We start from the raw sequence: 19917 nt of genomic DNA on the forward strand, positions 1-19917 counted from the left end.
TCGCAAAGAGGTTAGTATGCCCAACACTTTATCACCGACGCTCGGTGCCATTCTGGCCCGACGGGACTGGGAAAACCCCGGCGTTACCCAGTGGAACCGGCTGGCGGCTCATGCGCCGTTACACAGCTGGCGCCATGAATCCTCGGCCCTGGACGACGAGGAGTCAGTCAGCAGACGTTCTCTTAACGGGGCGTGGCGGTTTAATTATTTTCCTGCACCCGAGCAAGTCCCGGAGGCATGGGTAACGGAAGATTGCGCGGACGCCGTTGCGATGCCCGTGCCGTCTAACTGGCAAATGCAGGGGTTTGACACGCCCATCTACACCAACGTCACCTATCCCATTCCCGTCACGCCGCCTTTTGTTCCGCAAGAGAACCCAACCGGATGTTACTCGCTCACATTTGAGGTGGATGACGCCTGGCTCCACGGCGGGCAAACCCGCATTATCTTTGACGGCGTGAACTCGGCGTTTCATCTTTGGTGCAACGGACAGTGGATAGGCTATTCCCAGGACAGCCGCTTGCCCGCCGAATTCGATCTCTCGGCGGCGCTGCGCGCCGGGGAGAACCGCCTGGCGGTCATGGTACTGCGCTGGTGCGACGGCAGTTATCTTGAAGACCAGGACATGTGGCGGATGAGCGGCATTTTCCGCGACGTCACTTTGCTGCATAAACCCGAAACGCAGATCGCCGATTACCATGTGTTGACGGACCTGAACGCTGAGCTTGACCGCGCGGTGCTGAAAGTGGCGGTCGCGCTGACAGGCACTTGCTACGCGGAGTGCGATGTCACGATAACGCTGTGGCGCAACGGTGAACGCTGTGCCAGCGCGACCCAGCGGCCAGGCTCTGCCATTGTGGACGAGCGCGGCGGCTGGGCTGAGCGGTTAACGGTGGCGATCCCCGTCGAGCACCCTGCGCTGTGGAGTGCTGAAACGCCGGAACTGTATCGCCTGACGATTGCGCTTCTCAACTCGCAGGGTGAGGTGGTCGAGGTCGAGGCATGCGACGTTGGCTTCCGCCGCGTTGACGTCAGCAATGGCCTGCTCAAGCTCAACGGTAAACCGCTGCTGATCCGCGGCGTTAACCGACATGAGCACCACCCTGAAAACGGCCAGGTGATGGATGAAGCAACCATGCGTCGCGATATCGAAATCATGAAGCAGCACAACTTCAACGCCGTGCGCTGCTCGCACTATCCTAATCATCCGCTGTGGTACCGGCTTTGCGATCGTTATGGGCTGTACGTCGTTGACGAAGCGAATATCGAAACGCACGGTATGGTGCCGATGAGCCGCCTCGCTGACGATCCGCGCTGGCTACCTGCCATGAGCGAGCGCGTGACCCGCATGGTGCAGCGCGACCGAAATCATCCTTCGATTATTATCTGGTCGCTGGGCAATGAATCCGGCCACGGTGCGAACCACGATGCGCTGTACCGCTGGCTGAAAACCACCGACCCGACGCGCCCGGTGCAGTATGAAGGCGGCGGGGCGAATACGGCAGCGACCGATATTGTCTGCCCGATGTACGCCCGGGTCGATCAGGATCAGCCTTTCCCGGCAGTACCTAAATGGTCAATCAAGAAATGGATCGGCATGCCGGATGAAACGCGTCCGCTGATCCTCTGCGAATACGCCCACGCGATGGGCAACAGCTTTGGTGGGTTTGCGAAATACTGGCAGGCGTTTCGCAATCATCCTCGCCTGCAGGGCGGGTTTGTCTGGGACTGGGTCGATCAGGCCCTGACGAAGCAAGACGAAAAGGGTAACGCGTTCTGGGCGTACGGCGGAGACTTTGGCGATAAGCCGAACGATCGGCAGTTCTGCCTCAATGGTCTGGTATTCCCCGACCGAACCCCGCATCCGGCGCTGTACGAAGCGCAGCGCGCCCAGCAGTTTTTTACCTTTACGCTGGTGAGCACTGCTCCGCTGGTGATTGAGGTGCAAAGTGGCTACCTGTTCCGCCACACCGATAACGAGGTGCTGAGCTGGACGATTGCACGTGATGGAGAGGTGCTGGCCGCGAGCGAGGTCACGCTCGCGATGGCTCCCGAGGGCACCCAGCGTCTGGAGCTCGATCTGCCGGCGCTGAAGGCCGGGCCGGGAGAGGTTTGGCTGAATGTTGAGGTTCGCCAGCCGCGGGCAACGCCGTGGTCACCGGCTGGCCATCGCTGCGCGTGGGAGCAGTGGCCGCTCCCGGTTCCTCTCTTTATTGCGCCGACAGTGTCTGCGGGCGAACCTCCCGTGTTGACGCAACATGACCTCATGCTGGAGATAACGCATCAGCAGCAGCGTTGGCAGTTCGATTGCACTTCCGGAAACCTCACCCAATGGTGGCGAGATGGCGTGGCACTGTTGATTTCACCCGTGACGGATAGCTTTAGCCGCGCGCCGTTGGATAATGACATTGGCGTGAGCGAAGCGACGAAAATCGATCCGAACGCGTGGGTTGAACGCTGGAAAGCAGCGGGTATGTACGATCTCACCTCCCGCGTACTGTCCTGTGATGCAGAGCAGCATGCTCGCGAGGTGGTGGTCAATACCCTGCATGTCTGGGAGTACCACGGCAAAGCGCTGTTCCTGAGCCGTAAAACCTGGCGGGTGGACGAGCAGGGCGTTCTGCATGGTGATATTCAGGTCGATATGGCGTCTGATATCCCGGAACCCGCGCGGATTGGCCTGAGCGTTCATCTCGCCGAAGCGCCGGAAAACGTTCACTGGCTGGGGCTGGGGCCGCACGAAAATTACCCGGACAGAAAGCTGGCGGCACAGCAGGGGCGCTGGACATTGCCCCTGGAGGCGATGCACACGCCGTATATCTTCCCGACGGAAAATGGTTTGCGCTGCGATACCCGCGAACTTGTGGCAGGAACGCATCTGCTGAATGGTCAGTTCCACTTCTCAATAAGCCGCTACAGCCAGCAGCAGTTGCGCGAGACAACCCATCATCACCTGTTGCGCGAAGAGCCGGGGTGTTGGCTCAACCTCGACGCGTTTCACATGGGCGTGGGCGGCGATGACTCCTGGAGCCCCAGCGTCTCGCCGGAATTTCTCCTGCAGACGCGCCAGCTTCGTTATCGCTTCAGCTGGCAGCAGAACCTCAGTTGACCCTTGAGATGCGGCCACCTGCCGTGGCCGCAGGCTTATGCCAGGATGCCGCTCAGGCCGTGCAGGCTCATGTAAATCCCTACCACGGTAATCAGCGCAGCGGAAATCCACGGTGCTTTGCGGGACAGTTCGCTAAAGCCAGGCCAGCGTTTGGTCGCGTGTTTGAGGCTAAGGGCGGCAATCGCCCCGGACGCGACCAGCGTCAACGCCAGACCGATACTGAAGCTGAATACCAGCGTCGCGCCGAGCGCAAAATGCTTTAACTGAAGGCAGATCAGCAGAACCGTGATGGAGGCCGGGCAGGGAATAAGCCCGCCTGTCAGGCCAAACATCACGATCTGTCCCGTGGTCACATGTTGTCCATTAAAACGCCGGTTAATATCCTGCGCATGGGCGCGCTGGTGGGCGTCCTGCCACTCCTCTTCAACAAGCGGGTGGTGGTGATCATGATGATGGTCATGGTCATGGTCATGGTCATGTTCATGTTCATGTTCATGTTCATGTCCATGTTCATGATGGTGGTGGTGATGATCGTGCGGCTGGCTCTCTTTCCAGGTTCGCCATGCCATCCACAGGGCGATCAAAACGATCAACACCCCGGAGAACAGCTGGAACCAGGGCTCGGACGTATGAGCATCCCAGCCCCGACCAAACCATAACCCTGCCATGGCAATGATCCAGACCACCGCCGTATGGGATAGCGTTGCCGCCAGACCCAGCAGTACAGCCTGCTTCAGCGTGCCGCGGATGGCCACGATAAAGGCAGCCATCATGGTTTTGGAATGGCCCGGTTCCAGACCATGTAACGCGCCGAGCAGGATAGCGCTGGGAACAAACAGCCAGGCATTACCCTGCTGCAGAAGTGAAGCAAAATCGGTCATTGAATGTTCCAGGGTGGAAAGCGTGTGCAAATACTACTCCCCCCCAGTAGTAATATACTACCCCCCAGTAGAAAAATACTCAGGGGGAGTAGAGCGTGATATGCTTTAAACGCCATAAACTGAGGGAGACAGAGATGTCACATACCGTTCGCGACAAGAAAATGTTATTGACTCGCCTGAAGAAAATTCAGGGGCAGAACACTGCCCTCGAAAAAATGCTTAACCGCGATCACGAATGCGCCGAGGTGCTACAGCAGCTGGCGGCGATCCGTGGGGCGGTGAATGGCATGATGATGCAGGTGATTGAAGGGCATCTCACCGATCATGTCGTGAAAGAGCCTGAAGAGGCGCAGCGTGAAGCCGATCTTGGCGTGGTGTTGCAGGTGATCAAATCCTACCTCAAGTAACGTGCCTGCCGAGGTTATTTTCAGCCCACAGAATAAATTCCGTCTTTGGCAGCGCCTTACTGTAGAACCACCCTTGCCCATACTGCACCCCATGACGGTGCAGCCACGCGAGCTGCCCTTCGGTCTCGACACCCTCCGCTACCATCGCCAGCTTCAGCGATTTCGCCATTTCAATAATGTGCGGCGTGACGTTTTTGTACTCCAGCGCATCCACGAACGATTTATCAATTTTGAGCGTATCCACGTCGAGATCCTGCAGATAGCTCAGGCTGGAGTAGCCCGTGCCAAAGTCATCAATATAGACAGGGTGACCGGAATGGCGTAGCGCGGCGATAGCCGGGGCGCTGATTTTAGGGTCGGCAAAACCGCGTTCGGTGAGCTCAAGAGCGATTTGTCGGGGATGAATTTGCCATTTATTCATTAACTGACTCAGCAACGGTGGCAGTTTGCCGGAGGTCAAATCGGCAGGGGCGAGATTAATGGAGATATGCTGATCGGGGTGGTGTTGCAACCAGTGGCCCATATCTTCAAACACTTTTTCAATGACTAACTGCGTGAGCTGCGAGATGAGCCCGGTTTGTTCAGCAAGGGGAACAAAAATATCCGGCGAGAGGCTGCTGCCATCTGGCTGAGGCCAGCGCGCCAGCGCCTCTGCCCCCACCACTTTCCCGCTACAGAGCGCCACGATGGGCTGATAGTGAACCACAAAATCCCGGCTGTTAATGGCGTCAAGCAGGCGATTGCGGGGCGACTGGATGCGACGCAGTATCCGCAAGACAAACAGTGCGGCGAGCAAGCTTATCAACATGCCAAACGGTAACCAGAAAAGGAGTTGCCTGTGCCAGGTATCAGCCAAAGGTTTGAGCGGAGCCCAGGTCACGACGGTAAAGCCCAACTCAGGGACAGGCTTCATCACGTACATTGAACCGTTGTACTGGACGCGGTCTCCCTCTCGTTCCTGAATCATCTCGCGGATATGCGGCGCGAGTGGATTACTGCTGGCAAAAATGCGGTGTGTTGCGGTTCCGACCAGGGCGGCATCGATGGCTATCTCCCCAAAAGGGATCACATCTACCAGCGAGGCAGGATCGATCATGACAAGGTAGTGGCCTTTGCCCAGTACAACCATGTAGCGGTGAAATCCCAGATCGTTTTGCGCCGTCAGCCATGCGCTGTAACCATCCCGGGTAATGCGCGTTGGTGGGGGGAAGGGGGAGGCATGGCTGGATTGCTCCAGCGAGGAGCAGCGTGGTTTCAGGTTGTCGGTATAGATCGCTTCCTGGACATATCGCCAGGAAAACGCGGCCCGGCTCATCTCTTTTAAATGCGAAGGGCTGCACGGCACGCCGTCATACGTTTGCAGATGATTAAGCGCATCTTTTGCCTGAGCCAGGACCCTGTCGGTTCGTATCAGCACACGAGAAGCATAGTTATCCAGCGCATCGACAAATTTCTCTTCCGCCTGGCGATGCGCCAGCCAGATGCTCAGGCAAATGGGAACCAGCACAGAAAAGATAAGTATGCCAGTCACCAGACTGACCAGATGTCGGGTATTCATGCTGTCGTTTCCTTTCTCATATGTCGAAATCCGGACGCTGAGTTCCCTGCCTGAAGAGAAAGATTTTACCGCGAAATGATACAGTTATAGCACGTGGGCGGCCTGGTTTTTATTTTATCTCAGGTAAACCTGTAAAATATCAGTGGCAAAAGGGGGGTTGTTTTTTCAACAAGGGCTGGATATTATTTTGTTATGTTATAACAAAACATGAGAGATTGATGATGAAACCCGATATCCATCCAGCGTATCGCACTGTGGTATTCCACGACACCAGTGCCAATGAATACTTTAAAGTCGGCTCAACCATTAAAACTGACCGCGAAATTGAACTCGACGGTGAAACGTATCCATACATCACCATCGAGGTTTCTTCGAAATCGCACCCGTTTTATACCGGTAAGCAAAAAACGTTCTCCACGGATGGCAGCGCGGCGCGCTTCCGTAAGCGTTTTGGCGGTTTTCTTAATGCGAAGCGGGGGTAATGATGCAGGTGCTTAACTCATTGCGCAGTGCGAAACAGCGTCACCCGGATTGCCAGATAGTCAAACGCAAGGGACGCTTATACGTGATTTGCAAATCCAATCCGCGCTTTAAGGCGGTTCAGGGGCGTAAGAAAAGACGCTAGGCGCGTATTTCTCGCCAGCTTTCCAGGGATCTTTTCTGTTTGCCATCGGCGGTAAAATTGTCGGTGGCAAGCCAGCCTTCAAAGGCGCTCGCCAGCGCCGGCCACTCTTTGTCGAGAATCGAAAACCAGTCGGTATCCCGGTTACGGCCTTTTATGACCAGCGCCTGGCGAAACCGCCCTTCAAACTGAAAACCCAGGCGCAGTGCGGCTTTGCGTGAAGGTGCGTTCAGGCTGTTGCACTTCCATTCGTATCGCCGATAGCCCAGGGTATCAAATACGTACCGCATCAGCAGGTATTGCGCTTCTGTCGACATTGGCGTGCGGCTCAACAGTGGTGAGAAATGAACGTGACCTACCTCCACGACGCCGTTTTTCGGATCGATCCGCATCAGGGCCAGCGTTCCGACCGGAGACTGGGTCTGATTATCAATGACGGCAAAGTGCATCGGGTCAGATAAATCACTCACGCTCGCCACCCATTCGGCATACTCGGCGGCAGTGGCATCAGGTTCGCGCAGCAGCCACGTCCAGCTACGGGTGTCTTCGGCCAGGGAATAGGCGGAGAAGAGCGCCTCGGCATGCACCACGCGCAGCGGTTCAAGCCGACAAAAACGCCCCTGCAGCACCACCCGGGACGGATGTGGTCGAGGCTGCCAGTCGATAAGGGCGTCGCCCACGGGTTGTCCAAACTCATTGAATGTCTTCATCTTCATTTCCGTGACGTTGAAAAGAGCTTCAGACTAGTGAATTGCTGGTTCCTTAAAAAGCACCACTCGACTATGTTTTGTTGGTACCACAAGGAGATGGGATGAATATACCGGGTGATGAATTTTATACCTTGCTCCATGCTGCACTGAAAAAGCGTGGGGATGAGACACTCCAGCGGGCACTCTATCTGGCTTTGCGAGAGGCCATCCTCAGCGGGAAACTTCAGTCTGGTAGCCAGCTATCCGGCTCGCGCACGCTGGCGCAGCAGCTTGCGGTTTCCCGGAACACCGTTAACGCGGCGCTGGACCAGCTTACGCTTGAAGGCTATTTGCTGCGTAACCGGCAGGGGACAAAGGTTGCTCAATTTGCGCATCGCGCACGCGTCCGGACATTGTCGGCGCCTGAGGTTGTGCTGGCAAAACGGGTCACTCATCTGCCTGCGCCGGTGCAGCGTGATACTCCGGTCATGGCATTTACGCCGGGAACGCCCGCCATCAACTATTTCCCGTTGCCGCTGTGGCGGCGATTGTACGATCGCGTCTTGCGCGAGGAGGGGAACGCTCTGCTTGGGTATGGCGATCCGGCCGGAGAGCCGTCGCTTCGTGCGGCGATTGCTCGCCACCTCGCGCTCTCCCGGGGCATTGACTGCGACGCCAGCCAGATAGTGATAACCGAAGGGGCGCTTGAAGGGGTTAATCTGTGCACGATACTGTTGAGCGAACCAGGCGATGTTGCCTGGGTAGAAAACCCCGGCTATGCCGGAGCCAAAAGTGCCTTTGTCAAAACCGGCCTGACAATGACGGGAATGCCGGTGGATGATGAGGGAATGTGCTGGGAAGGGCGGAATGCGCCTTCCCCCACGCTGATTTTCACTTCGCCCTCGCATCAGTTCCCTTACGGAAGCGTGCTCAGCGCTCGGCGGAGGCTGGCGTTGCTGGAGCTGGCCCGACAGCACAACGCATGGATCATTGAAGATGATTACGACAGCGAGTTCCGTTATGCCGGTGAGCCCGTACCGGCCATGCTGGGAATGGTGAATAACGCCCCTGTTGTGTATCTCGGAACCTTCAGCAAAACGTTGTTTCCGTCACTCAGAATGGGGTTTATGGTGCTGCCGCCCGCACTGGCGAAGGCGTCGCGCGCTGCCATTGGCTCGCTGCTGCGCGGCGGGCATCGTGCGGAGCAGCGCACCCTCGCGCTGTTCATTGAAGAAGGTCACTATGCCCGTCATCTTGCTGCCATGCGGCGGCTTTATCGTAAACGTTACCGCCAGCTGCGCGAGGCGCTGAGCACAGCGCTTCACACCCCTCACCGTATTCTTGCCGGAGAGGGCGGGATGCACCTGACGGTGACGATTAACGGTATTGATGACCAGAGGCTGGTGGAGAAGGCGAGGGCATTTCAGCTGGCACCCGCTGCGCTGAGCGGGTACTACCTGGAGGCGAAGCAGGGGCAAACCGGTCTGGTTTTAGGCTATGGCAATACCTCTGCTTCGCAGTTTGTGCCGGGTATCCGACGCCTGCAGGCGTTAATTACGCAGCAGCAGGGCGGGAAAGAGTAAAGACATCATAGAAAGAGAGCTGACCTTTGGTGGAAACCATTTTTTGCAGCTTCTCTTTTTGCACGGTTTCAACGGCCGGAGAGTGCATGATGCTCTCGATAAGCTCCGCAGGCACGAAACGCGTGTTGTACCATTCACCGTTGTAGCAGACCCGGAAATCGAGCACGTCGATATCTTCGTAACGGTAGCGGGGATTCACGTCGAAAAAGAAAAAAGCGTTAAAGACGACAAATAACACAACCAGTAGCCAGACGGAGTCCACCAGCGTTTCGGACTTCAGCATCACAATAAGCGTTGCCAGCCAGGCGGCATACATTGCGACAAACAGTCCGGGATGTTTGCGGATAAAGCTGATGCTAAAGCGCGGGCGATTATCGCGCTTTTCGCGGAGGTTAAGATCGTCGATGGTGGCGGTAAGCAGGCGCTGTATCTCGGTCATTTTTTGCCTTTATGCGTGTAGACAATACAGGGTGTCTGCCAATTTTAGGGGAGCCATCCCGCTGAAAAAAGTAACAGTCAGGCGCTAAAAGACCATAACAGTTGACTCCCCCGGGATCTTACAGCGTTTTGATGATCTTCGCCGGGTTACCCCCAACGACGACATTAGACGGGACGTCTTTCGTCACGACGGCACCGGAAGCGACGACCACGTTGTCACCCAGGGTAACGCCTGGGTTAATGACCGCCCGTCCGCCAATCCAGACATTATTGCCAATAGTGACGGGCTTACCAAACTCGACGCCGCTATTACGTTCCTCCGCATCCAGGGGATGGGTTGCTGTATAAATATGAACACCCGGCGCGAGCATACAGTTATCGCCGATATGAACAGGACACACATCCAGCATCACGCAATCGAAGTTCGCGTAAAAGTTTTTGCCCAGATAAATGTTATATCCATAGTCACAGCGGAAACTCGGCTCAATATAAGCCCCTTCACTTTGCCCCAGCAGTTCCGCCAGAATGGTCTGGCGTTCTGTTTTTTCATCAGGCGCAGTGTGGTTATAGCGATGGATGAGATGGCGTGCCCGCAGTCTGTCGGCGCGTAGTGTCTCATCACCCGGGCGGTAATGTTCACCTGAAATCATCTTCTGTTTTTCAATGCTCATCGTAAACCTCTCTGGATGTGATTCCTGAAGGGTAATCGCAACTGGCCAGGAGGGGAACGTTCCCGAAAAGCCGATGTGAGCAGAGTCACAACATTGTTGCTGATGAGCGCGTTTAACACGGAGACCTGGCTTTCGCACAGGGAGCATAACGGGACAGGTGAATACAGCTTAGAACGTGGCGTAGAACCTCTACAGACACACTTCAAAGATCAACGTACAAATTTCCACACGGATGTGGGAATTTTGTCATATAACTTATTCATCGTTAGCTCAGCGAGGCGATGGTCAGCAGCTGAATAAAATACCGCCAGTTCATTATCAGAAAGCTCGTATTTATTCTTTTCAATGACGCGTTCGAGGGTGTCAATTGACTGACAACGGCGTAAGCGCATCAAATAATCGACCTTTGTGAGTGGTTTTTCAGACATAAATTCACCTTAGTAATTGTAATAATTTTAACAGGAAAGGCTAACGGGGTTAGCTCTGCTCACGTTGACGAAACAGCGGAATAGTCGGTTTCCCGATTTGCGCCATTTTTGCAAATCTTGCGCGTTAATGCCGTAACTACTGAACAACATAAAGGTGTCGTCCAGGTATTCATCAATTTGCTCAATGAGCTTATTATCTTCATTGTACTTAATTTTATAATTAAGTGCGAAGGTAGCGATATGCTCTATAAGCTCGTTCAACTGTAAATTGATGGCAGACGTTGGATCGTTTACCCAGCCATGGTTACTTTCATCAAGATTGGCAAGGCAGTCATGGTACAAGGATTCGCAGAGAAATTTCAACTGCGCGATATCATGCCGTTTTGGCGAGTACTCGTCCATAGCGCATCCCCTTCTGAGTGATTTATTACTCACCGAACATCATTGTCGGGATGGATACAACTGACTTAGCTACATGAGTGCTGTGTTCCTGATAACCTAACTATAAGCCACTCCTGTCTGGATTTCACCGCGCTATTACGAAAAATTACAAATAAAACCGCAGGCTGCGAGACTCTACGCAAATGTTCATCCGGAACGGAACATTTTTATCCAGATTAACGCTTGTTTTGTTAGCTTCCTTACGTTTCATTAGCTTAGGTTTGCGCCTGAAGAAAAAGTTCAAATCCGGAGTTCTGTTTTTCCGAACTTTTAATTAGGAATATTCCTAACCCTCTGACCGAAGAAATGAATTTAAAAAAATCCTGTATTCTCGGATTACGTTATCCGTTATTTATGATATGTCCTGTTACGCTGGCAGAAAATAAATAAAACCACAATAAGCGTATTTTATGATTTTTTCTTAAAATGAAAAAGGCCGCTAATGCGGCCTTTTTATGATGTGAAACCGGTATCAGTGCGGTTCTACCGAATGACTGTGCTCAACATCTTCATTTTTGCGGCTGAAGCGGCGGCGAACCACCACGAAGAACACCGGAACGAAGAAGATAGCCAGCACGGTCGCGGTGATCATACCGCCCATCACGCCAGTACCGACCGCGTTCTGCGCACCGGAGCCCGCGCCAGAGCTGATAACCAGCGGCAGTACGCCGAGGATAAACGCCAGTGACGTCATCAGAATAGGACGCAGACGCATACGTACCGCTTCAAGCGTCGCCTCGATAAGCCCTTTACCTTCTTTCTCCATCAGGTCTTTGGCGAATTCAACGATAAGTATCGCGTTCTTCGCCGACAAGCCAATGGTTGTCAGCAGGCCTACCTGGAAGTACACGTCGTTGGTCAATCCACGGAACGTCGCCGCCAGCAGTGCACCGATAACCCCGAGTGGAACCACCAGCATAACGGAGAACGGAATCGACCAGCTCTCATACAGTGCCGCCAGACACAGGAATACCACAATCAAAGAAATGGCATACAGGGCAGGGGCCTGGTTACCGGACAGACGTTCCTGATAGGACATACCGGTCCAGTCATAGCCGATGCCCGAAGGCAATTTGCTCGCCAGCTCTTCCATCAGGTTCATGGCTTCACCGGTGCTTCGGCCTGGTGCGGCCTGACCCAGGATCTCCATTGATGGCAGACCGTTGTAACGTTCCAGACGTGGTGAACCATATTCCCAGCGTGACGTTGAGAACGCCGCGAACGGAACCATCTGACCATTGCTGCCGCGAACGTACCAGTTATTAATATCGTTCGGCAACATACGGTACTGCGCCTCTGACATCACGTACACTTTCTTCACACGACCACGGTCGATGAAGTCGTTCACGTAACTACCGCCCCAGGCCGCGCCCAGTGTGGTATTGATGTCGCTGATGGACACGCCCAGCGCCTGTGCTTTCTCCTGGTCGATATCGATCTTGTACTGCGGCGTATCTTCCAGACCGTTTGGACGCACGCCAACCAGCAGGTCAGGGTGTTTCGCCACCTCTCCGAACAGTTGGTTACGTGCCTGCGTCAGTTTTTCGTGACCCAGACCGCCCTGGTCGATCAGCTGGAAGTCGAAACCGGTCGCGGTACCCAGTTCAACAATCGCTGGCAGGTTAAAGGCGAAGACCATCGCATCCTTAATCTGCGAGAAGGTCCCCATTGCACGGCCAGTGATGGCCTCAACTTTGTTCTCCTCGCCCGGACGATCCGCCCAGTCTTTCAGAGAGACGAAGGCGATACCGGTGTTCTGACCACGACCCGCAAAGCCAAAGCCGTTAACCGCAAACACGGACTCAACGTTCGCTTTCTCTTTGGTGAGGTAGTAGTCCGTCACTTCATCCAGCACTTTCTGGGTACGCTCTTGCGATGCACCCGCCGGAAGCTGCGCCATCGTCAGGAACACGCCCTGGTCTTCATCAGGCAGGAACGAGCTTGGCAGACGAACGAACAGATAGGCCATGCCGACGACAATGATGATATAGAGCAGCAGATAACGACCGGTGCTACGCAGGATGTTGCCCACGCTGTCGGTGTAGTGGTGCGTGCTCTTGTCAAACATGCGGTTAAACCAGCCAAAGAACCCTTTATGCTCGCCATGACCGCCTTTCTGAATGGGCTTCAGCATGGTGGCACACAGCGCAGGCGTCAGGATCAATGCGACCAGCACCGACAGCGCCATCGCGGAAACGATGGTAATCGAGAACTGGCGGTAAATCGCACCGGTAGAGCCGCCGAAGAAGGCCATCGGGATAAATACCGCCGACAGTACCATCGCGATACCGACCAGCGCGCCCTGGATCTGGCCCATGGATTTACGGGTTGCTTCCTTCGGCGGTAAACCCTCTTCCGCCATGACACGCTCGACGTTCTCTACCACTACGATGGCGTCATCCACCAACAGGCCGATGGCAAGCACCATCCCGAACATCGTCAGGGTATTTATCGAGAATCCAAAGGCCGCAAGGATGGCAAAGGTCCCCAGCAGAACGACCGGCACGGCGATGGTTGGGATCAGCGTCGCGCGGAAGTTTTGCAGGAACAGATACATCACCAGGAAGACCAGGATAATCGCTTCTACCAGCGTTTTAACCACTTCATGAATCGAAATTTTTACGAACGGCGTCGTGTCGTACGGGTAGACGATTTTCAGACCTGACGGGAAGAACGGTTCCATCTTCTTCAACTCTGCGCGGATCGCCGTGGCGGTGTCCAGGGCGTTAGCGCCGGTCGCCAGTTTAATACCCAGACCGGAAGCCGGTTTACCGTTAAACTTCGCAATGATGTCGTAGTTTTCGCCACCCAGCTCCACTTTCGCTACGTCGCGCAGGCGAACCTGCGAACCGTCCTGATTCACTTTCAGCAGGATTTTGCTGAACTCATCGGCGGAGGTCAGACGGGTTTGCGCGATAATGGACGCGTTAAGCTGCTGGCCTTTCACAGGTGGTGTACCGCCTAACTGACCGGCTGCCACCTGGGCGTTCTGCGCTTTAATCGCGTTAATCACGTCAACCGGCGTCAGCTGGAAGTTGTTCAGTTTGTTCGGATCCATCCAGATACGCATCGCGTACTGAGAACCGAACAGCTGAACGTCACCCACACCGGAAGTACGGCTGATGGCATCCTTCATGTTGGCGCCCACGTAGTCGGAAATATCCTCCTGCGTCATGGTGCCGTTGGTGTTGATAACGCCAACAACCATCAGGAAGCTACTGGACGATTTCTCGACGCTCACGCCCTGCTGTTGTACTTCCTGCGGCAGCAACGGCATTGCCAGCTGCAGTTTGTTCTGCACCTGAACCTGCGCGATGTCAGCATCGGTACCTGACTCGAAGGTCAGGGTGATCTGTACTGTACCGGTTGAGTCACTGTTTGATGACATGTACATCAGGTTATCGATACCGTTCATGTTCTGTTCGATAACCTGGGTGACGGTGTCCTGCACCGTTTTCGCATCAGCGCCCGGGTAGGTTGCGGAAATTGTCACCGCCGGTGGCGCAATCGTTGGATATTGCGCGACAGGCAGCTTCAGGATCGCAAGTCCCCCGGCCAACATGATGATAATGGCGATCACCCACGCAAATATGGGGCGATCGATAAAGAAATTAGGCATGTCTTAACGGCTCCTGTTTAAGTTAAGACTTGGTTTGTTCTGACTGGTCAGCGGCCGAAGCAGATTGTTTATCGTCAGATTTCACTTCCTGTGCTTTGACCTGCGCACCAGGACGAACTTTTTGCAAACCAGTAACAATCACGCGATCGCCATCTTTCAGACCTTCCGTCACCAGCCATTTATCGCCAATCGCCTGAGTGGCGGTAATGTTGCGCATTTCGACTTTGTCATCCGCCCCGACAACCAGCGCGCTCGCATCGCCACGTGGCGTACGGGTCACACCCTGCTGTGGAACCAGAAGTGCGGTTGGATTGGTGCCTTCTTCCAGACGCGCGCGAACGAACATACCTGGCAGCAGATTTTTGTCAGGGTTCGGGAAAATCGCCCGTAAGGTGATGGAACCGGTAGTCTGGTCGACCGTCACATCGGAGAACTCCAGAGTCCCTTCCTGCGGGAACTTGATACCGTCGTTGGTCACTAGCTCCACTTTGGCTTTGCCGTTTTCCTGTTTCAGGGTGCCGTTAGCCAGCTCCTGTTTCAGGCGCAGGAAATCATTGCTGGACTGGGTTACGTCAACGTAGATCGGATCAAGCTGCTGCACGGTAGCCAGCGCAGTGGTTTGTCCGTTCTGTACCAGCGCCCCTTCCGTGACGGAAGATTTACCAATACGACCGCTGATAGGGGAGGTCACTTTGGTATAGGCCAGATTAATACGTGCGGTTTCGACGGCCGCTTTGGCGGCCACCACGGCGGCGTTAGCCTGCTGGGCATCGGCCAGAGCGGTATCATAATCCTGTTGACTGATGTACTTCGTACCGAGCAGTTTTTGATAACGGTTCAGCGTCAGTTGGGCGATTTTGGCAGCGGCTTGCGCTTTTGCCAGGTCGCCTTTGGCGCTTTCATAAGAGGCCTGATAGGTCGCGGGATCAATCTGATACAGAGACTCACCGGCTTTCACATCACCGCCTTCGGTAAAGTTACGTTTCAGGATAATGCCACTCACCTGAGGGCGAACTTCCGCAATGCGATAGGCATTGGTACGGCCAGGTAATTCGGTGGTGATCTGCAGAGGTTCAGATTTGAGTGTCACTACGCCGACTTCTGGCGCCTGCTGAGCTCCTTGTTGAGCTGGTTTGTCGTCACATCCTGTTAGCGCTAAGCTGCCTGAGAGCATCAGAACGACCGCCAGAGGCGTTAACCCTCTGTTTTTGTTCATATGTAAACCTCGAGTGTCCGATTTCAAATTGATCAATGGTCCTGAGTCCAAAAACCCATTGCTGCGTTTATATTATCGTCATGCTATGGTACATACATTCACAAATGTATGTAAATCTGACTCCTGTAAATTCACTCACCTATGGCACGAAAAACTAAACAACAAGCGCTGGAAACCCGACAACATATCCTTGATGTGGCAATACGTTTGTTCTCTCAGCAGGGTGTTTCATCAACCTCGTTGGCACAAATTGCTCAGGCTGCTGGCGTGACTCGGGGTGCGATTTACTGGCATTTTAAAGATAAGTCAGATCTGTTCAGTGAAATCTGGGAGCTTTCAGAGTCCAGCATTAGCGATCTTGAGAGTGAGTATCGGGCAAAATTCCCTGACGATCCACTCTCAGTATTAAGAGAGATATTAGTATATATCCTTGAAGCTACGGTAGTTGAAGAACGTCGCAGATTAATGATGGAAATTATTTTTCATAAATGCGAGTTCGTGGGGGAGATGGCAGTAGTGCAGCAGGCGCAGCGTAGTCTCAGCCTGGAGAGCTATGACCGTATTGAGCAGAACCTGAATCTGTGTATGCAGGCAAAACTGCTCCCGGCCAACCTGTTGACCCGCCGGGCGGCTATTCTGATGCGCAGCTACATTTCAGGGTTGATGGAAAACTGGCTGTTTGCGCCGCAATCCTTTGACCTCAAAGAGGAAGCCCGCAGTTACGTGGCGATTTTACTGGAAATGCTACAGCTCTGCCCGACGCTGCGCAGCGATTCCCCTTCGTTACCCGCCTGAGCCATTCCAGGATTTATCTTAGAGGATAACGTTCACGCTATTCTGCTTCAGGCGAGCGTGATATTCTTCACGCCGGACTATTATCGGTCATCTGCTGACATCATTCACAACTATGCTGCCCATCAATCGCTCGCAACATCCTGTTTTTGCATTGCTCTTTGCTATGCTGTTTTTCTTCTCCACCGGACCGCTTTCGTGGGCCCGCGCAGATAACAGTACGGATATCCCTTCACGCAGTGATGTTCAGTCGCAACTCGACACCCTGAACAAACAAAAAGAGCTCTCTCCGCAGGAGAAACTCACCCAGCAGGATCTGACAGAGACGCTGGAAAACATTGATAAAATTGAGCGCGTTAAAGCAGAAACCACCCAGCTTCGTCAGAAGGTGGCGCAGGCGCCTGAGAACATGCGCAAGGCCACGGAAGCGCTGAATGCGCTGAGTGACGTCGATAACGACGACGAAACGCGTAAGACGCTCGCCACGCTTTCTTTGCGTCAGCTGGAGTCGCGCGTTGCCCAACTGCTCGACGATCTGCAAACCGCGCAGTCCGACCTCGCGACCTACAACAGTCAGCTCGTTTCTCTGCAAACCCAGCCCGAGCGCGTGCAAAATGCGATGTATACCGCGTCTCAGCAGCTGCAGCAGATCCGCAACCGCCTGAACGGTACGACGGTGGGGGAAGGGACGCTTCGCCCAACTCAGCAAACTCTGCTGCTGGTTCAGCAGTCATTACTCAATGCGCAAATTGAACAGCAGCGTAAAAGCCTGGAAGGGAATACGGTGCTGCAGGACACGCTCCAGAAACAGCGTGATTACGTCACGGCGAATATTAATCGTCTGGAACACCAGCTTCAGCTGCTGCAGGAAGCGGTAAACAGTAAGCGTCTGACCCTGACGGAAAAAACGGCCCAGGAGGCGGTATCGCCGGACGAAACGGCCCGTATTCAGGCCAACCCGCTGGTGAAACAGGAGCTGGAGGCTAACCATCAGCTGAGTCAGCGTCTGATTCTGGCGACCGAAAACGGCAACTCGCTGGTTCAGCAAAACATTAAAGTGAAAAACTGGCTGGATCGGGCGCTGCAGGCGGAACGCAACATCAAAGAACAGATCGCGGTCCTGAAAGGTAGCCTCCTGCTGTCGCGTATTCTCTACCAGCAGCAGCAGACGCTGCCGTCCGCCGACGAGCTGGAAGACATGACTAACCGCATTGCGGATTTGCGTCTGGAACAATTTGACGTGAATCAGCAGCGTGATGCCCTTTTCCAGAGCGATAACTTCGTCGCCAAAATTGAAGAGGGTCATTCCAGCGACGTGAACCCGGAAGTGCATGACGCGCTGCTCCAGGTCGTCGATATGCGCCGTGAGCTATTGGATCAGCTCAACAAACAGCTGGGCAACCAGCTGATGATGGCCATCAACCTGCAGATCAACCAGCAGCAGCTGGTCAGCGTTTCCAAAAGCCTGCAGGAGATTTTGACGCAGCAAATTTTCTGGGTGAACAGCAACAAGCCGATGGACTGGGACTGGGTGAAGTCCTTCCCTGAGCAGCTGAAAACGCAGATCAAGAGCATGAAAATCACCGTGAACTGGGAGAAAGCCTGGCCTGCGGTAATGATTGCTTTCCTGGCGGGATTACCCCTGCTGCTGATTGCCGGTCTGATTCGCTGGCGTTTGAAATGGCTTAAACAGTACCAGGCGAAGCTGGCCTCGGAAGTGGGGCAACTGCGCAACGACAGCCAGCTCCATACGCCAAAAGCGATTCTGATCGACCTTATTCGCGCTCTGCCGGTGTGCCTGATTATTCTGGCGGTAGGCCTGATTCTGCTCACCATGCAGCTTAACGTCAGCGATCTGCTGTGGGCATTCAGCAAAAAACTGGCGCTGTTCTGGCTGGTGTTTGGCCTGTGCTGGAAGGTCCTGGAAAAAGACGGCGTTGCGGTCCGTCATTTCAACATGCCTGCCCAACTGACCAGCCACTGGCGTCGTCAGATTGTGCGTGTCAGCCTGGCGCTGCTGCCGCTTCACTTCTGGTCGGTTGTTTCTGAACTGTCTCCGCTGCATCTGATGGATGATGTGCTGGGTCAGCTGGTGATTATGCTGAACCTGCTGCTGATTGCCATCCTCATGTGGCCGATGTGCCGCGATAGCTGGCGTGATAAAGAATCCCACAATATTCGTCTGGCCACCGTGACGGTACTGGCGATCATTCCGCTGGCGCTGATGGTGCTCACGGCGACGGGCTACTTCTATACCACGCTGCGTCTGTCCGGGCGTTGGATCGAAACGGTCTATCTGGTGATCGTCTGGAATCTGCTCTATCAAACCGTACTGCGCGGGTTAAGCGTCGCGGCTCGCCGTATTGCTTACCGTCGTGCCATCGCGCGTCGTCAGCATCAGGTGAAAGAGGGCGCCGAAGGTGCGGAGCCACAGGAAGAACCGACCATCGCGCTGGAGCAGGTCAACCAGCAGACGCTGCGTATCACTATGCTGGTGATGATCGCGCTGTTTGCGGTGATGTTCTGGGCTATCTGGTCTGATTTAATTACCGTTTTCGCCTACCTCGACAGCATCACCCTCTGGCAGTACAACGGCACCGAAGCTGGCGCTGCGGTGATGAAAAGCGTCACCATGGGCAGCCTGCTGTTTGCGCTGGTGTCGTCGGTGGTAGCCTGGGCGCTGATTCGCAACCTGCCGGGTCTGCTGGAAGTGCTGGTCCTCTCGCGGCTGAACCTGCGTCAGGGGGCGTCGTACGCTATCACTACGATCCTGAACTACGTCATTATTATTGTCGGGGCGATGACGGTATTCGGCTCGCTGGGCGTCTCGTGGGATAAACTCCAGTGGCTGGCGGCCGCCCTCTCGGTAGGTCTGGGTTTTGGCCTGCAGGAGATCTTCGGTAACTTTGTCTCCGGTCTGATCATCCTGTTCGAACGTCCGGTGCGAATTGGCGATACCGTCACCATCGGGACGTTCTCCGGTACGGTCAGCAAGATCCGCATTCGTGCCACCACGATTACCGATTTCGATCGCAAAGAGGTGATCATCCCGAACAAGGCGTTCGTGACCGAGCGTCTGATCAACTGGTCGCTCTCTGATACGGTGACGCGCGTGGTGATCCGCCTGGGCGTAGCCTATGGATCGGATCTGGAGAAGGTGAAAGAGGTGCTGCTGAAGGCAGCCTCAGAACATCCGAAAGTGATGCACGATCCGGCTCCGGCGGTGTTCTTCACCACCTTCGGGCCAAGCACGCTGGATCATGAACTGCGTTTATACGTGCGTGAACTGCGTGACCGTAGCTACACGGTAGATGAGCTTAACCGGTCTATCGATCGCCTGTGCCGTGAAAACGATATTAATATCGCCTTCAACCAGCTTGAAGTTCACCTGCGTAACGAAAAAGGTGATGAGCATACGGAAGTGAAGCGCGACATTAAAGGTGACGATCCCACTCCGGCTTAA

The 19917-nt window shown here is 54.6% G+C and carries 16 protein-coding genes; 7 read left to right on the plus strand and 9 right to left on the minus strand.

The annotated features are described in order from the left end of the window. The first annotated feature begins 16 nt into the window (after positions 1-16). On the plus strand, positions 17-3109 hold the full coding sequence (locus ACMGGM_RS18405; protein ID WP_045134722.1) for a beta-galactosidase: 3093 nt from the start codon (positions 17-19) through the stop codon (positions 3107-3109). 35 nt (positions 3110-3144) lie between these two features. Here the strand turns inward: ACMGGM_RS18405 and ACMGGM_RS18410 are convergent, their stop codons facing one another. Further along, positions 3145-3990 carry a nickel/cobalt efflux protein RcnA gene (locus tag ACMGGM_RS18410; protein WP_250127185.1) on the minus strand — a complete coding sequence of 282 codons (846 nt, stop codon included), beginning with the start codon at positions 3988-3990 and terminating at the stop codon, positions 3145-3147. Between the two features lie 134 nt (positions 3991-4124). On the opposite strand from ACMGGM_RS18410, the gene ACMGGM_RS18415 reads away from it, so the two are divergent. Further along, a complete protein-coding gene (locus ACMGGM_RS18415) occupies positions 4125-4397 on the plus strand; it encodes a metal-sensing transcriptional repressor (protein ID WP_045134724.1) in 273 nt (90 codons plus the stop codon). On the opposite strand, the gene ACMGGM_RS18420 is transcribed toward ACMGGM_RS18415, so the two are convergent. Beyond that, positions 4390-5955: an EAL domain-containing protein gene (locus tag ACMGGM_RS18420; protein WP_045134725.1), complete on the minus strand. Its 1566-nt coding sequence runs from the start codon at positions 5953-5955 to the stop codon at positions 4390-4392. The genes ACMGGM_RS18415 and ACMGGM_RS18420 overlap by 8 nt on opposite strands. Positions 5956-6176: 221 nt before the next feature. On the opposite strand from ACMGGM_RS18420, the gene ACMGGM_RS18425 reads away from it, so the two are divergent. Continuing rightward, entirely contained in the window at positions 6177-6437 is a 261-nt protein-coding gene (locus ACMGGM_RS18425; protein ID WP_010428154.1) for a type B 50S ribosomal protein L31, read from the plus strand. A gap of 2 nt (positions 6438-6439) precedes the next feature. After that, complete coding sequence (gene ykgO / locus ACMGGM_RS18430) at positions 6440-6580, plus strand: type B 50S ribosomal protein L36 (RefSeq protein WP_003859006.1); 141 nt, start codon at positions 6440-6442, stop codon at positions 6578-6580. Here ykgO and ACMGGM_RS18435 read toward each other — a convergent pair. Continuing rightward, entirely contained in the window at positions 6577-7287 is a 711-nt protein-coding gene (locus tag ACMGGM_RS18435; RefSeq protein ID WP_032637309.1) for a GNAT family N-acetyltransferase, read from the minus strand. The two genes, ykgO and ACMGGM_RS18435, sit on opposite strands and share 4 nt — an antisense overlap. Before the next feature lie 101 nt (positions 7288-7388). On the opposite strand from ACMGGM_RS18435, the gene ACMGGM_RS18440 reads away from it, so the two are divergent. Next, positions 7389-8849: a PLP-dependent aminotransferase family protein gene (locus ACMGGM_RS18440; protein WP_059372407.1), complete on the plus strand. Its 1461-nt coding sequence runs from the start codon at positions 7389-7391 to the stop codon at positions 8847-8849. Here ACMGGM_RS18440 and ACMGGM_RS18445 read toward each other — a convergent pair. The 6 genes from ACMGGM_RS18445 to acrA form a co-directional block, all read right to left on the minus strand. Beyond that, complete coding sequence (locus tag ACMGGM_RS18445) at positions 8821-9288, minus strand: YlaC family protein (protein ID WP_014882800.1); 468 nt, start codon at positions 9286-9288, stop codon at positions 8821-8823. The two genes, ACMGGM_RS18440 and ACMGGM_RS18445, sit on opposite strands and share 29 nt — an antisense overlap. Positions 9289-9406: 118 nt before the next feature. Further along, a complete protein-coding gene (maa, locus tag ACMGGM_RS18450; RefSeq protein WP_014882801.1) occupies positions 9407-9958 on the minus strand; it encodes a maltose O-acetyltransferase in 552 nt (183 codons plus the stop codon). Positions 9959-10167: 209 nt separating this feature from the next. Next, the gene (locus ACMGGM_RS18455; RefSeq protein WP_014882802.1) at positions 10168-10386 is read right to left on the minus strand and encodes an HHA domain-containing protein; all 219 of its coding nucleotides are present in this window, start codon (positions 10384-10386) and stop codon (positions 10168-10170) included. A gap of 27 nt (positions 10387-10413) precedes the next feature. Further along, complete coding sequence (tomB, locus tag ACMGGM_RS18460; protein ID WP_008499288.1) at positions 10414-10788, minus strand: Hha toxicity modulator TomB; 375 nt, start codon at positions 10786-10788, stop codon at positions 10414-10416. 511 nt (positions 10789-11299) lie between these two features. Then, positions 11300-14446 (minus strand): multidrug efflux RND transporter permease subunit AcrB, encoded by a 3147-nt coding sequence (acrB, locus tag ACMGGM_RS18465; RefSeq protein WP_014882803.1) that lies wholly within the window; start codon positions 14444-14446, stop codon positions 11300-11302. Between the two features lie 22 nt (positions 14447-14468). Beyond that, on the minus strand, positions 14469-15662 hold the full coding sequence (gene acrA / locus ACMGGM_RS18470) for a multidrug efflux RND transporter periplasmic adaptor subunit AcrA (RefSeq protein WP_014882804.1): 1194 nt from the start codon (positions 15660-15662) through the stop codon (positions 14469-14471). A gap of 141 nt (positions 15663-15803) precedes the next feature. Here acrA and acrR point away from each other — a divergent pair, with 141 nt between their 5' ends. After that, positions 15804-16457, plus strand: a complete 654-nt coding sequence (gene acrR, locus ACMGGM_RS18475) for a multidrug efflux transporter transcriptional repressor AcrR (protein ID WP_047626878.1) — start codon at positions 15804-15806, stop codon at positions 16455-16457. A gap of 112 nt (positions 16458-16569) precedes the next feature. Beyond that, positions 16570-19917: a mechanosensitive channel MscK gene (gene mscK, locus ACMGGM_RS18480; protein WP_032637303.1), complete on the plus strand. Its 3348-nt coding sequence runs from the start codon at positions 16570-16572 to the stop codon at positions 19915-19917.

The organism is Enterobacter sp. BNK-14, from assembly GCF_047456095.1.
Taxonomy (GTDB): Bacteria; Pseudomonadota; Gammaproteobacteria; order Enterobacterales; family Enterobacteriaceae; genus Enterobacter; species Enterobacter kobei.